This is a genomic window from Mesorhizobium sp. B2-5-13 (genome assembly GCF_006440535.1).
GTDB classification, from domain to species: domain Bacteria; phylum Pseudomonadota; class Alphaproteobacteria; order Rhizobiales; family Rhizobiaceae; genus Mesorhizobium; species Mesorhizobium salmacidum.
This window is the reverse complement of sequence record NZ_VFUI01000009.1, coordinates 1-19,931: the sequence shown is the minus strand read 5'-3', so window position 1 is coordinate 19,931 and position 19,931 is coordinate 1. Positions and strand designations below refer to the sequence as shown.

Annotated in this window: 18 protein-coding genes and 1 tRNA gene; 8 read left to right on the top strand and 11 right to left on the bottom strand. The window is 62.4% G+C overall.

Annotated features, from left to right (window positions below; translation table 11 throughout):
- Window position 1: 1 nt before the first annotated feature.
- From FJ434_RS16645 to yacG, 5 genes are all read left to right on the top strand, one after another.
- Window positions 2–487, top strand: a complete 486-nt coding sequence (locus tag FJ434_RS16645; protein ID WP_140504731.1) for a UPF0262 family protein — start codon at window positions 2–4, stop codon at window positions 485–487.
- Window positions 475–945, top strand: a complete 471-nt coding sequence (locus tag FJ434_RS16640; RefSeq protein ID WP_140504733.1) for a low molecular weight phosphatase family protein — start codon at window positions 475–477, stop codon at window positions 943–945. Before FJ434_RS16645 ends, FJ434_RS16640 begins: the two co-directional genes overlap by 13 nt.
- A gap of 198 nt (window positions 946–1,143) precedes the next feature.
- Entirely contained in the window at window positions 1,144–1,362 is a 219-nt protein-coding gene (infA, locus tag FJ434_RS16635; protein ID WP_006329283.1) for a translation initiation factor IF-1, read from the top strand.
- Between the two features lie 18 nt (window positions 1,363–1,380).
- Window positions 1,381–2,007 carry a Maf-like protein gene (locus tag FJ434_RS16630; RefSeq protein WP_140504737.1) on the top strand — a complete coding sequence of 209 codons (627 nt, stop codon included), beginning with the start codon at window positions 1,381–1,383 and terminating at the stop codon, window positions 2,005–2,007.
- Window positions 2,004–2,201, top strand: coding sequence for a DNA gyrase inhibitor YacG (yacG, locus tag FJ434_RS16625; RefSeq protein ID WP_140748192.1), 198 nt, complete (start codon window positions 2,004–2,006; stop codon window positions 2,199–2,201). Before FJ434_RS16630 ends, yacG begins: the two co-directional genes overlap by 4 nt.
- Window positions 2,202–2,233: 32 nt before the next feature.
- Here yacG and FJ434_RS16620 read toward each other — a convergent pair whose 3' ends face one another.
- The 6 genes from FJ434_RS16620 to FJ434_RS16595 form a co-directional block, all read right to left on the bottom strand.
- Window positions 2,234–3,604, bottom strand: coding sequence for an alpha-glucosidase/alpha-galactosidase (locus FJ434_RS16620; RefSeq protein WP_140748189.1), 1,371 nt, complete (start codon window positions 3,602–3,604; stop codon window positions 2,234–2,236).
- A gap of 19 nt (window positions 3,605–3,623) precedes the next feature.
- Window positions 3,624–5,291, bottom strand: a complete 1,668-nt coding sequence (locus tag FJ434_RS16615; protein WP_140748186.1) for an ABC transporter ATP-binding protein — start codon at window positions 5,289–5,291, stop codon at window positions 3,624–3,626.
- A 10-nt stretch (window positions 5,292–5,301) separates the two neighbouring features.
- Window positions 5,302–6,438 carry an ABC transporter permease gene (locus FJ434_RS16610; RefSeq protein WP_027146562.1) on the bottom strand — a complete coding sequence of 379 codons (1,137 nt, stop codon included), beginning with the start codon at window positions 6,436–6,438 and terminating at the stop codon, window positions 5,302–5,304.
- On the bottom strand, window positions 6,439–7,446 hold the full coding sequence (locus FJ434_RS16605; RefSeq protein ID WP_140713390.1) for an ABC transporter permease: 1,008 nt from the start codon (window positions 7,444–7,446) through the stop codon (window positions 6,439–6,441).
- A 113-nt stretch (window positions 7,447–7,559) separates the two neighbouring features.
- On the bottom strand, window positions 7,560–9,641 hold the full coding sequence (locus FJ434_RS16600) for an ABC transporter substrate-binding protein (protein WP_140748183.1): 2,082 nt from the start codon (window positions 9,639–9,641) through the stop codon (window positions 7,560–7,562).
- A gap of 155 nt (window positions 9,642–9,796) precedes the next feature.
- Window positions 9,797–11,263 carry an alpha-glucosidase/alpha-galactosidase gene (locus tag FJ434_RS16595; RefSeq protein WP_140748180.1) on the bottom strand — a complete coding sequence of 489 codons (1,467 nt, stop codon included), beginning with the start codon at window positions 11,261–11,263 and terminating at the stop codon, window positions 9,797–9,799.
- A 66-nt stretch (window positions 11,264–11,329) separates the two neighbouring features.
- On the opposite strand from FJ434_RS16595, the gene FJ434_RS16590 reads away from it, so the two are divergent.
- Complete coding sequence (locus FJ434_RS16590; RefSeq protein WP_348640972.1) at window positions 11,330–12,385, top strand: AraC family transcriptional regulator; 1,056 nt, start codon at window positions 11,330–11,332, stop codon at window positions 12,383–12,385.
- A 22-nt stretch (window positions 12,386–12,407) separates the two neighbouring features.
- Here FJ434_RS16590 and FJ434_RS16585 read toward each other — a convergent pair whose 3' ends face one another.
- The 5 genes from FJ434_RS16585 to FJ434_RS16565 all read right to left on the bottom strand — a co-directional run bounded on the left by FJ434_RS16585 (window position 12,408) and on the right by FJ434_RS16565 (window position 18,619).
- A complete protein-coding gene (locus tag FJ434_RS16585; protein ID WP_140748175.1) occupies window positions 12,408–14,435 on the bottom strand; it encodes an aldo/keto reductase in 2,028 nt (675 codons plus the stop codon).
- A gap of 36 nt (window positions 14,436–14,471) precedes the next feature.
- Window positions 14,472–15,551, bottom strand: coding sequence for a sn-glycerol-3-phosphate ABC transporter ATP-binding protein UgpC (ugpC, locus tag FJ434_RS16580; RefSeq protein WP_140748172.1), 1,080 nt, complete (start codon window positions 15,549–15,551; stop codon window positions 14,472–14,474).
- Window positions 15,552–15,559: 8 nt separating this feature from the next.
- Window positions 15,560–16,396, bottom strand: a complete 837-nt coding sequence (locus FJ434_RS16575; RefSeq protein ID WP_027146569.1) for a carbohydrate ABC transporter permease — start codon at window positions 16,394–16,396, stop codon at window positions 15,560–15,562.
- Window positions 16,393–17,253, bottom strand: a complete 861-nt coding sequence (locus FJ434_RS16570; RefSeq protein WP_140748169.1) for a sugar ABC transporter permease — start codon at window positions 17,251–17,253, stop codon at window positions 16,393–16,395. Before FJ434_RS16570 ends, FJ434_RS16575 begins: the two co-directional genes overlap by 4 nt.
- Window positions 17,254–17,347: 94 nt before the next feature.
- The gene (locus tag FJ434_RS16565; RefSeq protein WP_140748166.1) at window positions 17,348–18,619 is read right to left on the bottom strand and encodes an ABC transporter substrate-binding protein; all 1,272 of its coding nucleotides are present in this window, start codon (window positions 18,617–18,619) and stop codon (window positions 17,348–17,350) included.
- A gap of 104 nt (window positions 18,620–18,723) precedes the next feature.
- Here FJ434_RS16565 and FJ434_RS16560 point away from each other — a divergent pair, with 104 nt between their 5' ends.
- Both FJ434_RS16560 and FJ434_RS16555 read left to right on the top strand, forming a co-directional pair.
- A complete protein-coding gene (locus tag FJ434_RS16560) occupies window positions 18,724–19,596 on the top strand; it encodes a helix-turn-helix domain-containing protein (protein WP_140748163.1) in 873 nt (290 codons plus the stop codon).
- A 173-nt stretch (window positions 19,597–19,769) separates the two neighbouring features.
- Window positions 19,770–19,845 (top strand) — tRNA-Phe (locus FJ434_RS16555).
- Window positions 19,846–19,931: the final 86 nt, after the last annotated feature.

The following is a 19,931-nucleotide window of genomic DNA, read 5'->3' as shown; positions in this document are numbered from 1 at the left end:
CATGACGGGCCACGATCAAACCCGCGCAAAACTGATCGATGTCGAACTCGATGAATCGATCGGCCGTTCGACGCCCGATGTCGAGCATGAACGGGCGGTGGCGATCTTCGACCTGATCGAGGAGAACAGTTTTAAGCCTGTCAACGACAGCGGTACAGGTCCTTACCGGCTGAAGCTGTCGCTGGCCGAGTCCCGCCTGGTCTTTGCCGTGGCGCGCGAGGACGGCGCCGCCGTCGTCACCCACATCCTGTCGCTGACGCCGCTCAGGCGCATCGTCAAGGACTACTATATGATCTGCGAGAGCTACTACGACGCCATCCGCTCCTCGACGCCGAGCCACATCGAGGCGATCGACATGGGCCGCCGTGGCCTGCACAATGAGGGCTCGCAGACGCTGATGGATCGGCTCTCCGGCAAGATCGACATCGACTTCGACACGGCGCGACGGCTGTTCACGCTGGTCTGCGTGCTGCACTGGCGGGGCTGATCCTGGTCGCCGGCGCCCTGCCCCGCTCGGTCCTGTTCCTGTGCGGCATGAATGCCGTGCGCTCGCCAATGGCCGAGCAGCTGGCGCGCCGGATGCTTCCCGCTACCATTTTCGTCGCCTCGGCGGGTGTGCGCGCCGGCGAGCGCGACCCGTTCGTCGATGCCGTGCTTGCCGAAGACGGTCTGACGCTGGGCGAACGCCATCCACGGACGCTGGACGATCTCGAGGACGACTATTTCGACCTGATCGTGACACTGGCGCCGGAGGCGCACCATGCGGCACTCGAACTCACCCGCTCGCTTGCCGTCGAGGTGGAATACTGGCCGACGCCGGACCCGACCGGTGCCGACGGCACGCGTGAACAGATCATGGCAAGCTATCGCGACGTGCGCGAGCGGCTGAAGTTACGCATAAGCCGACGTTTTTTGCTTCCCGAAGCAAAAAACGCGACGGATTAAGCGTGTTCACAAGCGCACGATTATCATATAGGTTCCGCCGAAATTCCGGCTGGAGTCGGATGATTTCAGGTCCTGTCCGACCTGAAATCATCCGACTCTAGGTCAAAGAAGTAGAGCGTGATGTCGTCGGAAAACCGCTTCACACTTTTCGGCATCATGCTCTAGGCGCCGGAACTGTCATCCAAGCAAAGGTATCGAATGCCGAAGGAAGAAGTCCTCGAGTTTCCGGGTATCGTCACGGAATTGTTGCCCAACGCGATGTTCAGGGTAAAGCTCGAAAACGAACACGAGATTATCGCCCATACGGCCGGCCGCATGCGCAAGAACCGCATCCGCGTGCTGACCGGCGACAAGGTTCTGGTCGAGATGACGCCATACGACCTGACCAAAGGCCGCATCACCTACCGTTTCAAGTAAGATCAAGACTCGAGCGCGATGAGCATTTTGCATAAGCTGGTGCTTGCCTCGGGTTCGCCGCGTCGCATCGAACTCTTGCAGCAGGCCGGCATCGAGCCGGACCGCATCCTGCCAGCCGATATCGACGAAACGCCGCTGCGTGCCGAGCATCCGCGTTCGCTGGCCAAACGGCTGTCGAAGGAAAAGGCCGAGAAGGCGTTCGCATCGCTGAAGGCCGAGACCGACTATGCGCCAAGCTTTGTGCTGGCGGCCGACACAGTGGTCGCCGTCGGGCGACGCATCCTGCCCAAGGCCGAGACACTGGATGACGCCGCCAACTGCCTCGGGCTGTTGTCCGGCCGTTCGCACCGGGTTTATTCCGGCATCTGCCTGATCACGCCGGGGGGCAAAATGCGCCAGCGGCTGGTCGAGACGCGGGTGCGTTTCAAGCGGCTGCCACGCGAGGAAATCGACGCCTATGTCGCCTCGGGCGAATGGCGGGGCAAGGCCGGCGGCTATGCCGTCCAGGGTCTCGCCGGCTCCTTCGTCGTCAAGCTCGTCGGCTCCTACACCAATATTGTCGGCCTGCCGCTCTATGAGACGGCGGCGCTGCTGTCGGGCGAAGGTTTCAAGACCCATCAAAACTGGTTGTCCGCGCGACCATGAGCGCGGACGACAAAGTCACGCCACTGCGGCCCAAGCGCCCTTGCCCCGAATGCGGCAAGCCGTCGGCGCGCGAGACCTATCCGTTCTGCTCGACGCGCTGCAAGGACATCGACCTCAACCGCTGGCTGAAGGGCGCCTATGTCATCTCCGCTCGCGACGAAGAGGAAGAACCGGACGCCGACGAGCCGAAATGAAGCCAGGGCCGAAATGAAGCCCGGGCGGCCGGTCAGGCGGCCTGGTTCTTGCGATCACCACGCGCCCAGGCCGGAAGCCAGTCGCCGTGGGCGGCCAGGAGATCGTCGACCAATGACCAGATCTGGTCGAGGTCGAGTTCGGCCGCCGTGTGCGGGTCCATCATCGCCGCGTGATAGATGTGTTCGCGGTTTTCCGTCATCAGCGCCCGCACCGTCAGTTCCTGCACGTTGATGTTGGTACGGATCAGCGCCGTCAATTGCGGCGGCAGGTCGCCTATATAGGTCGGCTGGATGCCGGACGCATCGACCAGGCACGGCACTTCGGCCGCGCAATCGCGGGGCAGCGAGGTGATGCAGCCATTGTTGCGGACATTGCCGTAGATCACCGACGGCTCACCGGTCCAGACCGAATTCATGATCGAGGAGGCATACTCCTTGGACTCCTCGACCTCGATACGTTGGGCCGAGCTATACGCCTGCGCCTGGTCCTTCCAGCGCTCGATCTGCTCGATGCAGCGCTTGGGGTATTCATCGAGCGGAATGCCGTATTTCTCGATCAAATCGGGGCGGCCGTCCTTGATGAAATAGGGCGTGTATTCGGCAAAATGCTCCGAGCTTTCGGTGACGAAATAGCCCAGCCGCGTCAGCATCTCGTAACGCACCTTGTTGGGGCAGCGCGGGTTCCAGCCGGGCTTCGGCGCGCGGCCTTCGCGATAGGCGCGCACGAGATCGGGATAGAGGTCGCGGTAGGATCCGTCCGGCTGGCGATGCTCGAACTTCAGGTAGAAGGCCATGTGGTTGATACCAGCCGAGCGGTAACGAATCTCGTCGTAAGGAAGGTCGAGGTCGTGCGCCAGTTCCATCGCCGTGCCTTGCACCGAGTGGCACAGCCCGACCTGCCTGATCTCGGGATATTTCTCTGAGATCGCCCAGGTGTTGATCGCCATCGGGTTGACGTATTGCAGCATGATCGCCTGCGGGCAGACTGCAAGCATGTCCTCGCAGATCTTCCACAGATGCGGCACGGTCCTCAGGCCCCGCATGATGCCGCCGACACCGAGCGTATCGGCGATCGTCTGGCGCAGCCCGTATCTCTTCGGCACCTCGAAATCCGTGACGGTGCAGGGCTCATAGCCGCCGATCTGGAAGGCGACGACGACGAAATCGGCGTCCGCCAGCGCCTTGCGCTGGTCCGTGTAGGTCTCGGCCTTCGCCTTGACGCCGAGTGTGGCGATCAGCTTGTTGACGACGACGGCGCTTTCTTCCAGCCGCTGCGAATTGATGTCCATCAGCGCGATCGTGGCGCCCGAAAGTGCCGGGCGCTGCAGCACGTCGCCGACGATGTTCTTCATGAACACCGTCGAACCGGCGCCGATGAAAGTGATCCTGGGATGTCTTGCCAATGTAACCTCCGGCATGTGTTCAGGCCACGTCGAAAGCGGCCCTGACGAGCCGTTCGGTGTAGGCGGTCTTGGGATTGGTGAGGACCTCGTCGACAGGGCCCTGCTCGACGATCTTGCCGTGCTGCATGACGATGACGCGGTGGCACAGCGCGCGCACCACCTTGAGGTCGTGCGAGATGAAGAGATAGCTCAGACCACGCTCGTCCTGCAGCTTGCGCAGCAGGTCGATGATCTGCGCCTGGACGGAGAGGTCGAGCGCCGATGTCGGCTCGTCGAGCAGGATGAATTCGGGTTCGAGTGCGATGGCCCGCGCAATCGCGATACGCTGGCGCTGGCCACCGGAGAACTCATGCGGAAACCGCGACAGGATATCGCCCGGCATGCCGGCACTGACCAGTGCCTCGCGCACCCGCTCGACCCGCTCGCGCCGTGTTGCGCCGATGCTGTTGACGATCAGCCCTTCCTCGATGATCTGGCCGATCGTCATGCGCGGGTTGAGCGAGGAGAACGGATCCTGGAAGACGATCTGCATGCGCGAACGCAGCGGCCGCATCTCGCCTCGCGACAGGCCATGGATAGGCTGGCCATCGAAGCGGATCTCGCCGCGTTTGGCGTCGGCCAACCTCAGCAGCGCCTGGCCGAATGTGGTCTTGCCAGAACCGGATTCGCCGACCAGTCCCAGCGTCTCGTGGCGGCAAAGCTTGAGGTCGAGGTCGTCAACGGCAACCAGTTCGCGCCAGTCCGGCTTCAGGAACGTTCCATGGCGCAGCATGAAGCAGACGCGCACGCCGTTCGCCTCGAGGATGGTGCCGCTGCCCTCGGGCAGCGGTTGCGGCCGGCCGCGTGGCTCGGAGGCAAGCAGCCGCTGGGTGTAGGGATGCCGCGGAGCGGCGAAGAGCCGTTCGGTGACGTTGTGCTCGCACATTTCGCCATGCTGCATCACATAGACGTAGTCCGAAAACTTGCGCACCACGGTGAGATCGTGGGTGATCAGGATCACCGCCATCCGCAGCTCTTTCTGCAGATTGCGGATCAGGTTGAGGATCTGCGCCTGGACCGTGACATCAAGCGCGGTCGTCGGCTCATCGGCGATCAGCACGTCGGGATCGTTGGCGAGCGCCATGGCGATCATCACGCGCTGCCGCTGCCCGCCCGAGAGCTGGTGCGGATATTGTTTGAGCCGCGCTTCGGGTTCGGGGATCTGCACATGCCGCAGCAGCTCTAGCGCCCGCGCCCAGGCTTGCTTGCGGCTCACCTGGCGATGCACCCGGATTGCTTCGACGATCTGGCTGCCGACCGTATAGATCGGATTGAGCGAGCTCATCGGCTCCTGGAAAATCATCGAGATGCGGTTGCCGCGCAGCTTGCGCCGGGCGCTTTCGGAAAATTTCAGGATGTCCCGCCCGTCGTAACAGATGCTCGATTTCGGCGACACGGTGGCGCGGCGCGACAGCAGCCCCATGACGGTGCGCGCCGTCACCGACTTGCCGGAACCGGATTCGCCGACGATCGCGATCGTCTCGCCGCGATAGAGCTGAAACGAGATGTCCTTGACCGCCTCGACGACACCGTGTTCGACCTTGAAGGCCACCTCGATGTTGCGGGCATCGATGACGGGCTCTCCCTGGCGCCCATCATGGTCAAGGCGGAAAGCTGGTGCGAAGGGCTCGGCGAGTACAATGGTCATCCCGGTCCCCTCAATACGGATCGACGGCATCGCGCAGGCCGTCGCCCAGCGCGTTGAAGGCAAAGACGGTGACGAGCACGAAACCGACCGGCGACAGGATCCAGGGATAAGTGCCGATGACCGAATAGGTCGCGGTGTCCTGCAGCATCAGGCCCCAGGAGATCAGCGGCGGCTTGACGGCAAAACCGAGGAACCCGAGGAAGGATTCGAGCAGCACCACCGTCGGGATCGCCAGCGTCACGGCGACAATCACGTGGCTCATCACATTGGGAAAGATGTGCTGCAGGATGATGCGCCGGTCTGTCGCGCCGACCGCCATGGCGGCGCGCACATACTCTATGCGCGCCAGCGCCAGCGTCTTGCCGCGCACCTCGCGCGACATCTGCGCCCAGCCCAGCGCCGACATGACGATGATGACGAAGGCGAGGAACACATTGGTCGGCGCGGTGACCGGGATCAACGTCGTCAGCGCCAGGTAGAGCGGCAGTTGCGGGAAGGCGAGCACCAGTTCGACGAAGCGCTGCATCCAGACGTCGAACCGGCCGCCGAAATAGCCGGAGACCATGCCGACGGTGGTGCCGATGACGGTGATGATGAAGACGACCGTCAGCGCGATCATCAGTGAGACGCGCGAGCCGTGGATGGCGCGCGACAGCACGTCGCGGCCGAATTTGTCGGTGCCGAGGAAATGCACCGGCTGGCCATCCGTCGAGGCGAAGAAATGCCGGTTCGCCGGTATCAGTCCGAAGAGCTTGTACGGTGCGCCTTCGACGAAGAAGCCAAGCAGCCTCGGGTGGTCGTAGTCGGGGCCGACGATGGGCTGGAAAGTAACCGGATCGAGGTCGGCCGAATCGGACAGTGCATAGACCCTCGGCCGCGCGACGAAATTGCCGTCCTTGTCGTGGAAGGACGGCAGCTGCGGCGGAGCGAAGCCGACATCGGTCGCCTTCGGGTCCATCGGCGCCAGGAATTCGGCGAATACGGCCATGACCAGGAGCAGCACGACCAGCCAAAGCCCGGCCATGCCGGTCCAGGAGCGCTTCAGCCGGCGCCAGACAAGCGCCATGTAGCTCTCATTGCCGCGTGCGGGCGCCACTGTGGCTCGCTCGGCCGGCAGTGGCGGTGGTGAAGGATCTCGTGCCAGCATCTAACCCTCCCCGAACTGGCGCACGCGCGGATCGAGCAGGACGAGCAGCATGTCGGCGATGATGTTGCCGACGATCAGCGTCGCCGACAGCACCATCATGAAGGTGGCGGTGACATAGACGTCGCCGACCGCCATCGAGCCGACGATCGCCGGACCGACGGTCGGCAGCGCGAAGATGATCGCCGTCTCGATCTCGCCGGTCAGCATATAGGGCAGCACCACGCCCTGATACATGACCAGCGGATGCAGGGCATTCGGCACGGCGTGGCGCATCACGACGGCGCTACCGGTCAAGCCCTTGGCCTTGGCCGTCTCGACATATTGCGCGTTGAGCGTATCGAGCAGATTGCCGCGCATGACGCGCATATTGTAGGCAAGGCCGCCGAAGGTGGCGATCGCCACCACCGGCCAGACATGCTTGACCAGGTCGACGAACTTCGCCCACGACCATGGCGCGCCGCCATATTGCGGCGAGAAGAATGAGCCGATCTCCGAGACATTGAACTGGAAGACCAGGAGATAGACGATGATCAGCGCCATCAGGAAGCGCGGCACCGTCATGCCGAGGAACGAAATCGCCGACAGGGTCGAGTCGATCCAGGTGTATTGCCGGGTCGCCGCCCAGATGCCGAAGGTGATGCCCAGCACCGAGGCGAGCAGATGGCAGACCAAAGCCAGAAGCAGCGTGCGCGGCAGGCGCTCGCCGACGACGTCGGCCACCGGCTTGTTGTAATAGAGGCTGTAGCCGAAATCGCCGTGGGTGACGATGCCGCCGATCCAGTTGAGATACTGGACGGGCAGCGGCTTATCGAGGCCGTGCTCGACGCGATAGGCTTGAGCCTGAGCATCAGCCTCGGCGAAGGAGGCTCCGCCCTGGTTGATCAATTGCGAGCGGATGTAATCGGCATAGTCGCCAGGCGGCGCCTGGATGATGGCAAAGGTGACGAGGCTCAGAATAGCGAGAACCGGTATTGCCGACGCTATACGCGTGAGCAGGAATCGCAGCATGGGCGGTCCGCTTCCTCATCTCGCCGGACGCTCCTTGGGGGCGCTCGGAGGGTTGGTTTGTCCCGGCCGCGCCAGCGGCGCGGCCGGGTCTCTCTCAGTCAGGGGAGGTAAACTTACATCGGACCCTTGTCTCCAGGCTTGCCGGGAAGCTCTTCCGGGAACAATTCGTATTTGGCCTGCTTGTCGGCCGCGACGAAGACCCGTTCGCGGATGATGGAATCCTCAGCCCAGTTGAACATGAAGATCGGCGTGCCTTGCGGAATGTTCGAGAAGCGCTTGTTGATGATCAGCGCGCCGGGATATTCCGTCAGGCCGATATTGTAGACGTGTTCGGTCGAGATTTTCTGGAAGTCCCGCATCAGACTGGCGCGCTGATTATTATCCGCCGACGAGACGAACTTGTTGACGATGTCGACGAGATCCTTCTCGAAAGGCATCAGATCGACCTCCCCGCTTTCCGGCGCGCGGTGATCCCAGCTGGTCTTGGGGCCGACTGGAGCGAGCTGCACGGTGTTCTGCACCACTGAGGTCAGCTCCTGCTCATTGCGCCGGATCAGCCAGTCGAAACGGCCTGAATATTGCGTGGCATCGCGCTGGGTACCGTTGAGCCCGTTGAGCACGATCCGCAGACCAAGCTTCTCCATCTGCGCGACCACGCCTTCGGCGAGGCTTTTGTCGGTGGTGTAGTCGTTGTTGACCAGCATCACGATCTCGACATTCTTGCCGCCGGCGGTACCGGCCGGGAAGTTGACGAAACCATCGCCGTCAGTGTCCTTCAGTCCGGCCTTGGCGAGTTCGGCTTTGGCGCCCTCGAGGTCGAAAGGATAGTAGACGGTGGATTTGCGGTCGTAGAAGCTGGTGCCCGAGGAGAGGCCGCCAGGATAGATCGCGGTGAACGGCCCCTTGACGAGGGAATCGCCCAGCGCCTTGCGGTCAAGCGCCATGGTGACGGCCTTGCGGAAATCCTCGTTGCGGTTCAGTTCGCGGATCGCCTGGCCGCGCTCGTCCGGATTGCCCCAGCCATTGGCGGAAAAATTCATGCGCAGGTTATAGCCGATGAGGCGCGGGCCGAAGGCAAGGCGCGCCGGCGCATTCGCTTCCGCCGCGCGCTTCAGAGAGGCAACGAAGTTTTCCGGCTGCTCGAGATTAGAGAAGTCGCCTGCGCCGGCGACCGCCTGAACGTCCCGGTCGGCCCAGGTCGACAGCTTGTAATGCAATTCGTTGAGATAGGGCAGCTGGTTGCCCTTCTCGTCCACCTTCCAATAATAGGGATTGCGGCGCATGACGATGATGTCGTCGGCCCGATATTCGACCGGCACCCAGGCGCCCATGACCGGCATGTTCATATACTCCGGCGGGAAGGCGTTCTTGAACTGGTCGTAGGTGTTCTTCGAATATTTCGGGTGCTGCGGCTTCAAGATATGCGAGGGACCGGGGCAGAAGGTGCCATAGGCCATTGCGTAGAGGTGCTGTTTCGGGAAGGCGTCCTTGAAGGTCCACTCGACGGTGTAGTCGTCGATCTTCTTGAGCGTCGTGCCGACACCGAAGGTTTCCTGGGTGGCGCCGTTGAGCGGCGAGACGTTGGGATCCAAGACCTCGTCGTCCCAGTAGAACATGACATCGTCGGCGTTGAATGGCACGCCGTCGGACCATTTGGCACCTTCGACGAGATGCATGGTCAGCTTGTGGCCATCGGCCGACCAATCCCAGCTTTTGGCGAGGTTGGGCAGCGGCTCGGTATCCTTCGCCTCGACCTGGAACAGCGGCGCGGTGCGCGTCAGGCACTCGGAAAGGCCGATGTCGATGCCGCCCCAGCCTTGGGTCTGGCCGGCGCCGTAGTTCCAGCCTTCCGGCCGGCCGCCGATGACATGGCGCATCGTATCGCCGTAGACGCCGACGCCGTTCGGCATGTTGCCCGTCTTGAAGACAAGCGGCTCCTTCGGCAGCCTTTCCTTGACCGGCGGCAGCTTGCCGGCCTTGACGTATTTTTCCGTCACCCAGCCGGGCTCGTGATACTCGGGCAGCGCCTTGAACTCCAGGATGGAGTCGCGCGCCACGTATTTGATCTTGCCCTCCGCCGGAAACGTCGCCGGCACCGGCGGGACGGTCGGTTCGGAAGCGAAAGCGTTGAGCGCTGGAACGGAGACGCTCAGCGCCAGTCCAGCGGCAATGCCAATACTGCGTAGGTTCCTCATTAGTGTCCTCCCTCGTGTTCAGACGTTTGCTGCTGCTCGTCTTGTCTATGTCGGTATGCAATTCCGGACGGAGAACCGCTTCACACTTCTCTGATTTCTCCGGGCAGCTGACTGCGGTGGACCTGCCTCCCGAGGGTCCGCCGCCGCGCCCGCTTTCAGACGGCCTGTTTCAGCGCGGCCTTTTCTGCCCGCAGTTCCTCGATCGAGCGCACGTCCCGCCGCGCGGCACCCGCCCATTCCCGGGTCTTGACTGTGGATTTCGACAGCCGCTCTTTGGCCGCAGGAACCGCGTGGGCATATTGCGGCAACCATTGCGCCTGGGCGACGACCATTTCGTCCACCATCTGCCAGACCTCCTCCGGCGTCGACACGGCGCCGACCAGCGGGTCGTGCAGCACGGCAAGCTTCAGAAGATCGATGTCGCCAGAGATGGCGGCATGGACCGACATGCGCTGGACGTTGATAGAGGCCATGCAGGTGGCGGCACAGGCTTCCGGCAGCGTGATGCCGGCGGCCATGTTGATGCCGAAACGGTCGACGAAACCGGGCGATTCGATGATGGCGTCGCGCGGCAGATTGGTGATCACGCCCTCATTCTTGACGTTGAAGTGGCCGCGATAGACGCGGTTGGTTTCCAGCGCCTCCAATATATGGCTGGCATGCTCGTTGGAGCGCTTTGAGGCGTCGATCGGCTTCGATGCCGCTTCGAGGAATTGCGGATATTCGGTCTCGAACCAATTGCGGGTTTCCGTGGAATAGCGGAGATAGCCGCCCGTTTCGCCATGGATCCAGTCCGACATGTCGATCCAGCGCGTGATCTCGTCGGGGCGCTTGCGGTACCAGGGCAGATATTCGGAAAGATGCCCGTTGCTTTCAGTCGAATAGACGCCGAAACGCTTGAGCACATCGATGCGAAGCTTTTCCTGCTGGGAATAGACCGGGTGCGCCTCGAAGGCGGCGACTAGCTCATCTTTGTCGATCTTTCGGCCGTTCAGCCGCAAATCGATGAACCAGGTCTGGTGGTTGATGCCGGAACAGACATAGTCGAGTTCCCGCGGCGATTTCGCGCCCAGCACCGCGGCGATCTGTTCGGCGCCGTGCTGGACACCATGGCAGAGGCCGACCGTGTCGACCTTGCCGTATTCGATCGCCGCCCAGGTGTTCATCGCCATCGGGTTGGCGTAGTTGAGGAATTTGGCGTTGGTGTCGGCAACTTCGCGGATGTCCTTGCAGAAATCGAGGATCACCGGAATATTGCGCTGGCCGTAGAGGATGCCGCCGGCGCAGATCGTGTCGCCGACACACTGGTCGATACCGTATTTCAAGGGAATGCGGATATCGTCGGCATAGGCTTCGAGGCCGCCGACCCGCACGCAGCTGATGATATAGCGAGCGCCCTCGATTGCCTTGCGGCGGTCGGTTGTCGCGGTCACCCTGGTCGGCAATCCGTTCGCCTCGACGATCCTGTCGAGGATCGCCTTGATCATCCCCAGATTGTGCTCGCTGAGGTCCGTCAGCGCGAATTCGATGTCCTTGAATTCAGGCACGCAGAGAATATCGGTGAACAGCTTCTTGGTGAAACCGACGCTGCCGGCGCCGATAATAGCGATTTTGAAACTCATCACCTTCACCTCGATCCATTCGAATGCTAGGCAAGGAGCAGCAAGGGAGGAAGACGGCTACACGCCTTGGCGTGCAAGCCATTCAGGCCGGAATCCGGCTTTCTCTCCTCCCGCCCGCTCCTCGATCGCGGGTTATTCGCGTTCTTCGAGGCGGGATTATGCGCATATTCGCGGGCGCGGCCAGAGAAGGATTATGCTTTCAGGGGTAATTTTGTGCTGCGGGATTTGATCGCCAACGGACAGTCAATGCGGACGGTCTCGCTGCCGCGCGGCCGCCAGCGCCTGCATGCCATGCCGACAAGCACGGGCTATGAGGTGCGCGAGGACGTGACCTATGACTGGGACGGGCGAAAGCGCGGCCAGACACCATTCACCGTACTGCAGCATACGATCAGCGGCACCGGCCGGCTGCGCTACGAGAACCGCGATTACCGCCTGCAGACGAACGACACGCTGCTGGTGCTGGTGCCGCACAACCACCGCTACTGGCTGGCCAGGGACGAGCGCTGGGAATATTTCTGGATCTCGATGAACGGCGAGGAGGCGTTGCGCATCCACAAGTCGATCCTCGACGTGTCGGGACCGGTCTTTCGGCTGCAGCCGGCGACGATCGATCATCTTGCCGATTGCAGCCTGCGTCTCATCAAGGGGGCCGCTTCGCCAGGTGCTGCTTCGGCGATCGCCTACGAGGCGGCGATGGCGCTCTATGACGATGTGTTCGGCTCGCATGCCTTTGCCGAAAAACAGAGCGCCATGCAGCCAGTCATCGATCACATCAACGCCAATCTCGACAAAGCCCTGCCGGTGGCGGACCTCGTCCAGATCAGCGGGCTCAGCCGGGCTCATTTCTCGCGCTGTTTCGCCGAGAGCGAGGGCCTGCCGCCCGCCGAGTTCGTACTGCAGCAGCGGCTGCAACGGGCCGCGAAGCTTTTGACGAAAGCGGACTTCCTGCCGGTAAAGGAGGTCGCCATCCTGTGCGGTTTCGAGGACGCGAATTATTTTTCGAAGGTCTTCCGCCGACTCTACGGCACGACGCCCAGCCAATTCCGCACGACCGGCATGTATGCCAGCTTGCGAACCCCGGCTAGGCGCGGCGTCAGACTGTCGGACGACGAGACCTGACGCCGCTTGGGGCCGTGTTTTGTCAGGCCGCGTGCAGGCTGCCGCCGTCCAGCCACTCGAGTTCGGCGGGCGAGAGCGCGATGTCCAGCGCCCGCAGACTGTCGTCCAGTTCACCAAGCGTACGCGGCCCGATCAAGGGGATCGATGGGAAAGGCTGGTTGAGCACATAGGCCAGCGCAATGTGGATCGGGCTTTTGCGCAGCCGGGCGGCGAGCTCGATCGCGCGGTCGCGACGACCGAAATTGCGCTCCGAGTACCAGACCCGCACCAGTTCCTCGCTGTCCAGCCTGTCGCGCCCGGCGCGGTCGGTGAAGAAGCCGCGTCCCTGGCTCGACCAGGCAAAGTTCGGCATCTGCCTGGATGTCAGCCAGGCCTTCCAGTCATCGGTGGAGGAGGTGACACAACCAGCCCAGATCGGCTCCAGCATTTCGGCCAGCGAAAAATTGTTGGAGAGCACACCGGGCTTCTGCTTGCCGGTTCGCTCGGCATAGGCAATCGCCTCGTCCATGCGCTGCATCGTCCAGTTCGAGCCGCCGAAGGGGCCGCGAATGCGCCCGGCTTTGACCTCGCGGTCCATGGCATCGACGAATTCGCCGACCGGCACGTCCGGATTGTCGCGATGCATGAAATAGATATCGACATGGTCAGTCTGCAGGCGGTCGAGCGACTGGGCAAGCTGCTTGCCGATCACGTCGGGATAGCAGAGCGGCGAATGCGCTCCCTTGGCGATAACAACCGATTGCCCGCGCACGCTACGGTTCCTCAGCCATTGGCCGAGCAGCGTCTCGGTGTAGCCACCGCCATAGACATAGCCAGTGTCGAAGAGATTGCCGCCGGCCTCGAAAAAGGCGTCGAGCAGGATCGACCCGGAGGAGAAGGTGCGGAAATCCTCGAAGCCGAGCGCCACCACGGAGGCCGGCTTCGCCAGGCCCGGAATGGTGCGCTTGCCGATCGCGGTGCCGCCCGGGCGCAGGGGTCGCCCGGAGATGGTGTTGGTGCGCAGCGAGGCCTTCTCGATCTCATATTCCAGCCCGACCGCCGCGCGCCATCTGTCAAGCACGCGCAAGGTGCCGAGGCTGTCGGCCCAACCCATGCCCGGCCAGGCGAATTCCTGACGCCCGGCGCGGATCGCCTCGCCGGCGGCATCGACCTCGAAGGAATAGACATGGCGCTTCTCGTTGACGCTGATGGTCTCTTGCGCGCCGTCGGCACCGATCACGTCGATCCGGCCTGGGCCGACATCGCGGTCGCCGCCGGCGAACCAGAAGTCGGGCACCTCGACACGCCCCTTGGTGCCGAAGATGCGCAGAACATTGTCCTGGTTGAGCGAGATGCTGCAGGAAACCTCGGCAACGATAGCGCCGGGAAAATGCAGGACAGCGGAGGCCCATTCGTCGACACCGGATTGACCAAGATGGGCGGTGCCGGCGACCTTGTCGGGTTCGGCGAAGGGCGCTCCGATGGCGGTACCAGCAATCAGCCGCACCATCGAAACGGGATAACCGCCGACATCGAGGATGCCGCCGCCGGCGAGATCGTTGGCGTAGAGCCGGTGCCGCGGCATGAAATCAGGCATGGCGAAGCCAAAGCTCGACTTGATCATCCTGATCTCGCCGATGACGCCCGACTTGATCAGGTCCACCAGTTGCAGCATCTGCGGATGCAGCCGGTACATGAAGGCTTCGCCGAGGAAGGTGCCGGCCTTGCGCGCCGCATGCATCATGGCGTCGGCCTCGAAAGCCGTCAGCCCGAGCGGCTTTTCGCAGAGCACATGCTTTCCGGCTTCCGCCGCCCTGATCGCCCATTGCGCATGGCCTGGATGCGGGACCGCGATATAGATCGCGTCGATCTCCGGATCGGCAAGAAGAGCGTCATAACCGTCGAGGATGCGGGCGCCGGGAAAGCTCTCGGCCAGTCCCGGCTTGCCGGGATTGCGCGCGCCGATGGCAACCAGTTTACCGGTGCGCGAACCGGCGACGCCGCCGGCAAAGGCCTTGGCGATGCCGCCCGGCCCAAGAATGCCCCAGCGAATGGGCGTTGATGCAGTCATGTCATTCTCCTTGCGGGCTGGGAAAGGGGCGGCCGGTCAGCGCAGCCGCATCCCTTTTTCGTCGAACAGGTAGGATTTGCGGATGGAAACGGTGACATTTGATGTCTCGGGGACCTTTGCCGCGTCGCGCTGGATCACCACGTCGTCGCCATGGGCCGTCCTGGCGTAGAGAAAACTCGTGCCGCCCAGGTGCTCGACCACGTCGATGGCGACCGTAAGGTCAGCGTCGCCTTCACCGGCAACGCCGAAATGTTCGGGCCGCACGCCGACGATGACCTTGCTGCCCGGCTCGGGCGCGACGCCTGTCAACGGCTGGACGACACGGGCCTTCTCCTCGCCCGCCAATTCGACCACAACGCCTTTTGCATCACGGCCGACAGTGTGGGCCTTGATGAAGTTCATCTTCGGTGAACCGACAAAGCCGGCCACGAAAATATTGTCGGGATTGTCATAGAGTTCGAGCGGCCTGCCGATCTGCTCGATATGGCCGGCGCGCAGCACGACGATCCGGTCGGCGAGCGTCATTGCCTCGGTCTGGTCATGGGTGACATAGACCATGGTGGCGCCGAGTTCCTTATGCAGCCTTGAGATCTCGACCCGCATCTGGACGCGCAGTTCGGCATCGAGATTGGAAAGCGGCTCGTCGAACAGGAACACTTGCGGCTCGCGCACGATGGCGCGGCCGATGGCGACACGTTGGCGCTGGCCACCGGAAAGTTTCTTCGGGCGGCGCTCCATCAATTCGCTGATGCGCAGGATCTCGGCCGCGCGCTTCACCCGCCGCTCGGTGTCGGCCTTGGGGTTGCCGGTCATGCGCAACCCGAAGGAGAGGTTCTGTTCGACACTCATATGCGGATAAAGTGCGTAGGACTGGAACACCATGGCGATGCCGCGGTCGGCGGGCTCGACATCATTGACCACCTTGCCACCGATCGCGATCTCGCCGCCGCTGATGTCCTCCAGCCCGGCGATCATCCTAAGCAGCGTGGACTTGCCGCAGCCCGACGGGCCGACGAAGACGACGAACTCGCCATCGGTGATGTCGATGTTGGCACCGTGGACGACCTCGAACGCGCCGAAGCGCTTGGCGACATTGGTGAGAGTGACGGTTGCCATTCTGCTCCTTATTTGACCGCGCCGGCGGCGATGCCGGCGATGAAATGACGCTGCAGGAGCACGAAGACGATGAGCATCGGCACGGTCAGCATCACCGCGCCCGCCATGATGCCGCCCCACGACACTTTGGTCAGGCCGATCAGCGTGCCGAGCGCCACGGGTGCCGTCATCGAACCCGGCTGGCTGTTGATCAGAAGCGGCCAGAGATAATTGTTCCAGGAGGCGAGAAACAGGATGATGCAGAGTGCGGCCAGCATCGGCCGCGCCAACGGCAAGGCGATGAAGACGAAGATGCGCCACTCCTTGACGCCCTCGACGCGGGCGGCATCGAACAGATCGTCCGGCATCATGGAAAAGCTCTGGCGCATGAACAGCACGCCAAGCGAATTGAACAGCGGCGGCACGATCAGCGCCACCCACGTGTTGGCGAGCTTGAAGTCGCGCGCCACCATGATGAATTGCGGGATCAGCACCACCGCATAGGGCAGCGTGATGGTGCCCAGGATGATGGCGACGACGACGCTTTTGCCGAAGAACTGGTAGCGGGCCAGCGCCCATCCGGCCATCGAGGTCAAAAGCACCGACAGGACGGTGTAGGTCACCGCCACGCAAACGGAGATGATGATGGCGCCGACGAAGTCGGTGTCGCGCTGCAGATTGTTGAAATTGTCGATGAAGTTGCCGTGCGGCAACAGTTCGATGCCGGGGCTGAAGATGCCGTTGTCGGGCATGGTCGAGAACACCACCATCATCCACAGCGGAAACAGCCAGATCAGCGCCAGCGGCGTCAGGAAGAGGTGCAGTGCAATGCTTCGTTTCAGTCTTGCCGACGAGAGCGAACTCATTTCGGTTCCCTCGTCAACCAAAGCTGCACCAGCGTGATCGCGATGGCCAGCCCCGCCATGGTGTAGGCGACGGCCGAGGCATAGCCGAAGTTGAGCGAGCGGAAACCCTGGCGGTAAAGCAGCAGGCCGAGCGTCTCTGTGCCGCCGCCCGGCCCGCCGCGCTCGGTGATCAGGAACGGCTCGGTGAACAATTGCATGGTGCCGATGATCGACAGCACGGCGCAGAAGACGATGACCGGCTTCAACAGCGGCAGGGTGATGTAGAAGAATTGCTTGAGCTTGCTCACCCGGTCGAGCGTCGCCGCCTCGTAGACATCATCGGGAATGGATTGCATGCCTGCCAGCAGGATAATGGCGTTGTACCCGGCCCAGCGCCAGGTGACCGCGATCATGATCAGCGCCATGGCCGGCGTGACATTGGAGAACCAGTCGACCTTCGGCAGGCCGATGCTGTTCAAGAGCTTGTTGACGATGCCGAAATCGAGGCTGAACATCAGCCGGAACACCGCTGAATAGGCGACCTCGCCGACGACGACCGGGGCGAAGAAGGCAAAGCGGTAGAGGCCGCGCGCCTTGAGCAGCGGCGAATTCAGCAACACCGCCATCACCATGGCCAGGGCGATCATCACCGGAACCTGGATGATGAGGATGAGCAGCGTGTTCTTCAGCGCGTTGAAGAAGGCAGGGTCGCCGATCAGCCGGCCCCAGTTGAAGCCCGGTGCGAAGCGCCACGGCACGGTACGCGTCGCCTGGAACGAGATCAGGAACGAGGAGATGATCGGCCACACCCAGAAGATGGCGAAGATCAGGAGATAGGGCGTGAGGAAGCGATAGGCCGTGGCATTGCGGTTGCGCATCTTTTCTCCTCCTTCATCCCTGGTGTTGAAGACAAGCGAGCAAGTGGCGGGTCCAGGACGGCACTTTTGCCATCCCGGACCCCGTCCTGGGAGGTCAGGACTTGACAGGCAGCCCAGTCGCCGAGGCGATCTGGCTAGCGGCGTCGTCGAGTGCCGCCTTGGCGTCGGGGTAGCCGCCGGCGAGATATTTGGTCTGCACCGCGCGGACGATGATCTCGGCATCGCTCTGGAACTGCGTGCCGCGGCTCGGAACAACCTTGGGCAAGGTGCCCAGAATATCCTTCCACACCGCCTGGCCACCCCAGTAGGGCAGGCCCTGGCTGACATAGGGGTCGTTCAGGGCCGAGACCAGCGAGGGGACAAGACCGAACTCCTTCAGCATGGTGATCTGGCCTTCATTGGTGCCGAGCGTGTATTTCAAATACTCGTAGGCCGCTTCCTTGTTCTTCGACGCCGAAGTGATGGCGAGCGAAGAGCCGCCGAGATTGGCGGCGCGCGGGCCGTCCGCGGTCAGGCTCGGCATCAGGTAGACGCCCCATTTGCCGTTTTCGCCCGCCGATTCGGTGCGGATAGTGCCCTCGTACCAGCCGCCATAGACCTGGGTGGCGACGGCTCCGGCGGTGTTGTTGGTGATCTTGGTGCCCCAGTCGGCGGACGAGACGATGCCAGCGTCCTTCATCTCCTTGACCTTGGTCATGGCGTCGACGCATTTGGGCTGGTTGACCGTGATCGACTGGCCGTCCTCGGCGAAATAGGCGCAGCCCTGTTCGTTGGAGATCATGCGGAAGAATTCACTGTCGCCGTTGAAATCGGCATTGGTCATCGAGACCCCCGGATTGGCGGCCTGGATCTTCTTGCCGGCGGCGATGAAATCGTCCCAGGTCTTGATCGATGCCGGATCGACGCCGGCCTTCTCATAGAAGTCGCGGCGATAGAAGGCGGCGACCGGGCCGGAATCCCACGGCATCGCATAGGCCTTGTCGCCGACTTCGAGTTCGGTGCGCTTGAAATCGGGGAATTTCTTCTGGTCCTCCGGCGTATAGCCCAGCGTATGCAGGTCGACGAAACAGTCGGGGAACTGGCTCCAGTAATTCTCGGCCTCGCCATTCTCGATGGTGACGATATCGGGCAGCCCGACGCCGCCGGCCGCGCATCCGGCGATCGACTTGTCATAGGTCGGCTGGTTGCCGAGATCCTGGACCGTGACCTTGATGTCGGGATGCAGCTTGTTGAAGCCGGCAACCGTTGCTTTCAGGGATGAAGCGGCAATGTTCCAGCTCCAGATCGTGATTTCGCCGGATTGCGCGAAGGCCGGGGCGGAGCCCAGGGCAAGTGCTAGCGCGGCGCAGGACAGTGTGATGCGCATTGAAATCCTCCCATTTCATTTGCTCTCTCTGTGAGCGTGGCTAGACTAGGCACCGGTAAGGGCCTGTCCCTGACAGAGGGAATATGGAATTGGCGGAAAGTAAGATGCCTGACAGGCCGTTTTACCAGCCCGGCGCCAGCAGCGTTGAGGGTTTTCCGCTGGCGCTGCAGATGTTCCACACCAACCCGCTGGTGATGCTGAAGCCGCATTGGCATGCCCAGGTCGAGGTGAATTTCATCGTCCGCGGCTCCGTCCACTACCGCATGAACGAGCACGAAATATCGCTTTCGGCCGGCGAGATGTGCCTGTTCTGGGGCGGCCTGCCGCATCAGATGGACGATTTGAGCGACGACGCCGTCTATGCCGGCGCGCATCTGCCGCTGGTGCATTTCTTTCGGCTGCACCTACCGGCGGACATACGCCATCGGCTGATGACCGGCGCGACGCTGGTGACCAGCGCCACCGATCAATCCGACAACGACAATTTCGCCCGCTGGAACCGCTATGCCCGCTCAGGCGATCCGGCCAAGGCCGAGCACGCCGTCAACGAACTTCTGCTGCGGCTGGAGCGGGTGCGGTTCGAGCCCTACCGGCTGGTGCCGGGAAACGCCGCCGGGCAGGAAGCGGGCAGCCCCTTCGATCAGCAGTCGTCGCGCAATGTCGGGCGCATGTGCGATTTCATCGCCGAGAATTTCCTCTACGACATCGATTGCGTGAACATAGCGGCGGCCGCCGACATCCACCCCAAATACGCCATGAGCCTGTTCAAGAAATCGACCGGCATGACGCTCAACGAATATGTCAACCTTCTGCGGCTGAGCTACGCGCAGGCGCTGTTGATGCATCAGGACGCCAATGTGCTGCGCGTGGCCATGGATAGTGGCTTCGGCTCGCTCAGCGCCTTCAACAAATCCTTCCGCAAGCTCGCCGGCATGACGCCATCCGACTTCCGCAAGGGACTGGCAAGCGCCAGATAGGCGGGCGCACGGCATGGAAACCAGCCCATCGGGCGGCATTTCTTTTCCTGCAGGAAATCCACATCTGGGCGCTGGACAGGCCGGATTCCCATGCTATAACCCACGCGCTTTCAAGGGGTGCCTACGGTGCCTTTATGGAATCCGGAGCACGAGTTTTTCGTTAGCCGGAACAGGCCCAGATAGCTCAGTTGGTAGAGCAGCGGACTGAAAATCCGCGTGTCGGTGGTTCGAATCCGCCTCTGGGCACCATCCCCTCTTGGTCCGTTCCGGACACATAGGTTACGGTTTATACCGGAGACATGGGTAACACTTTTGGCCCGAAGGGGTTTTGGAGT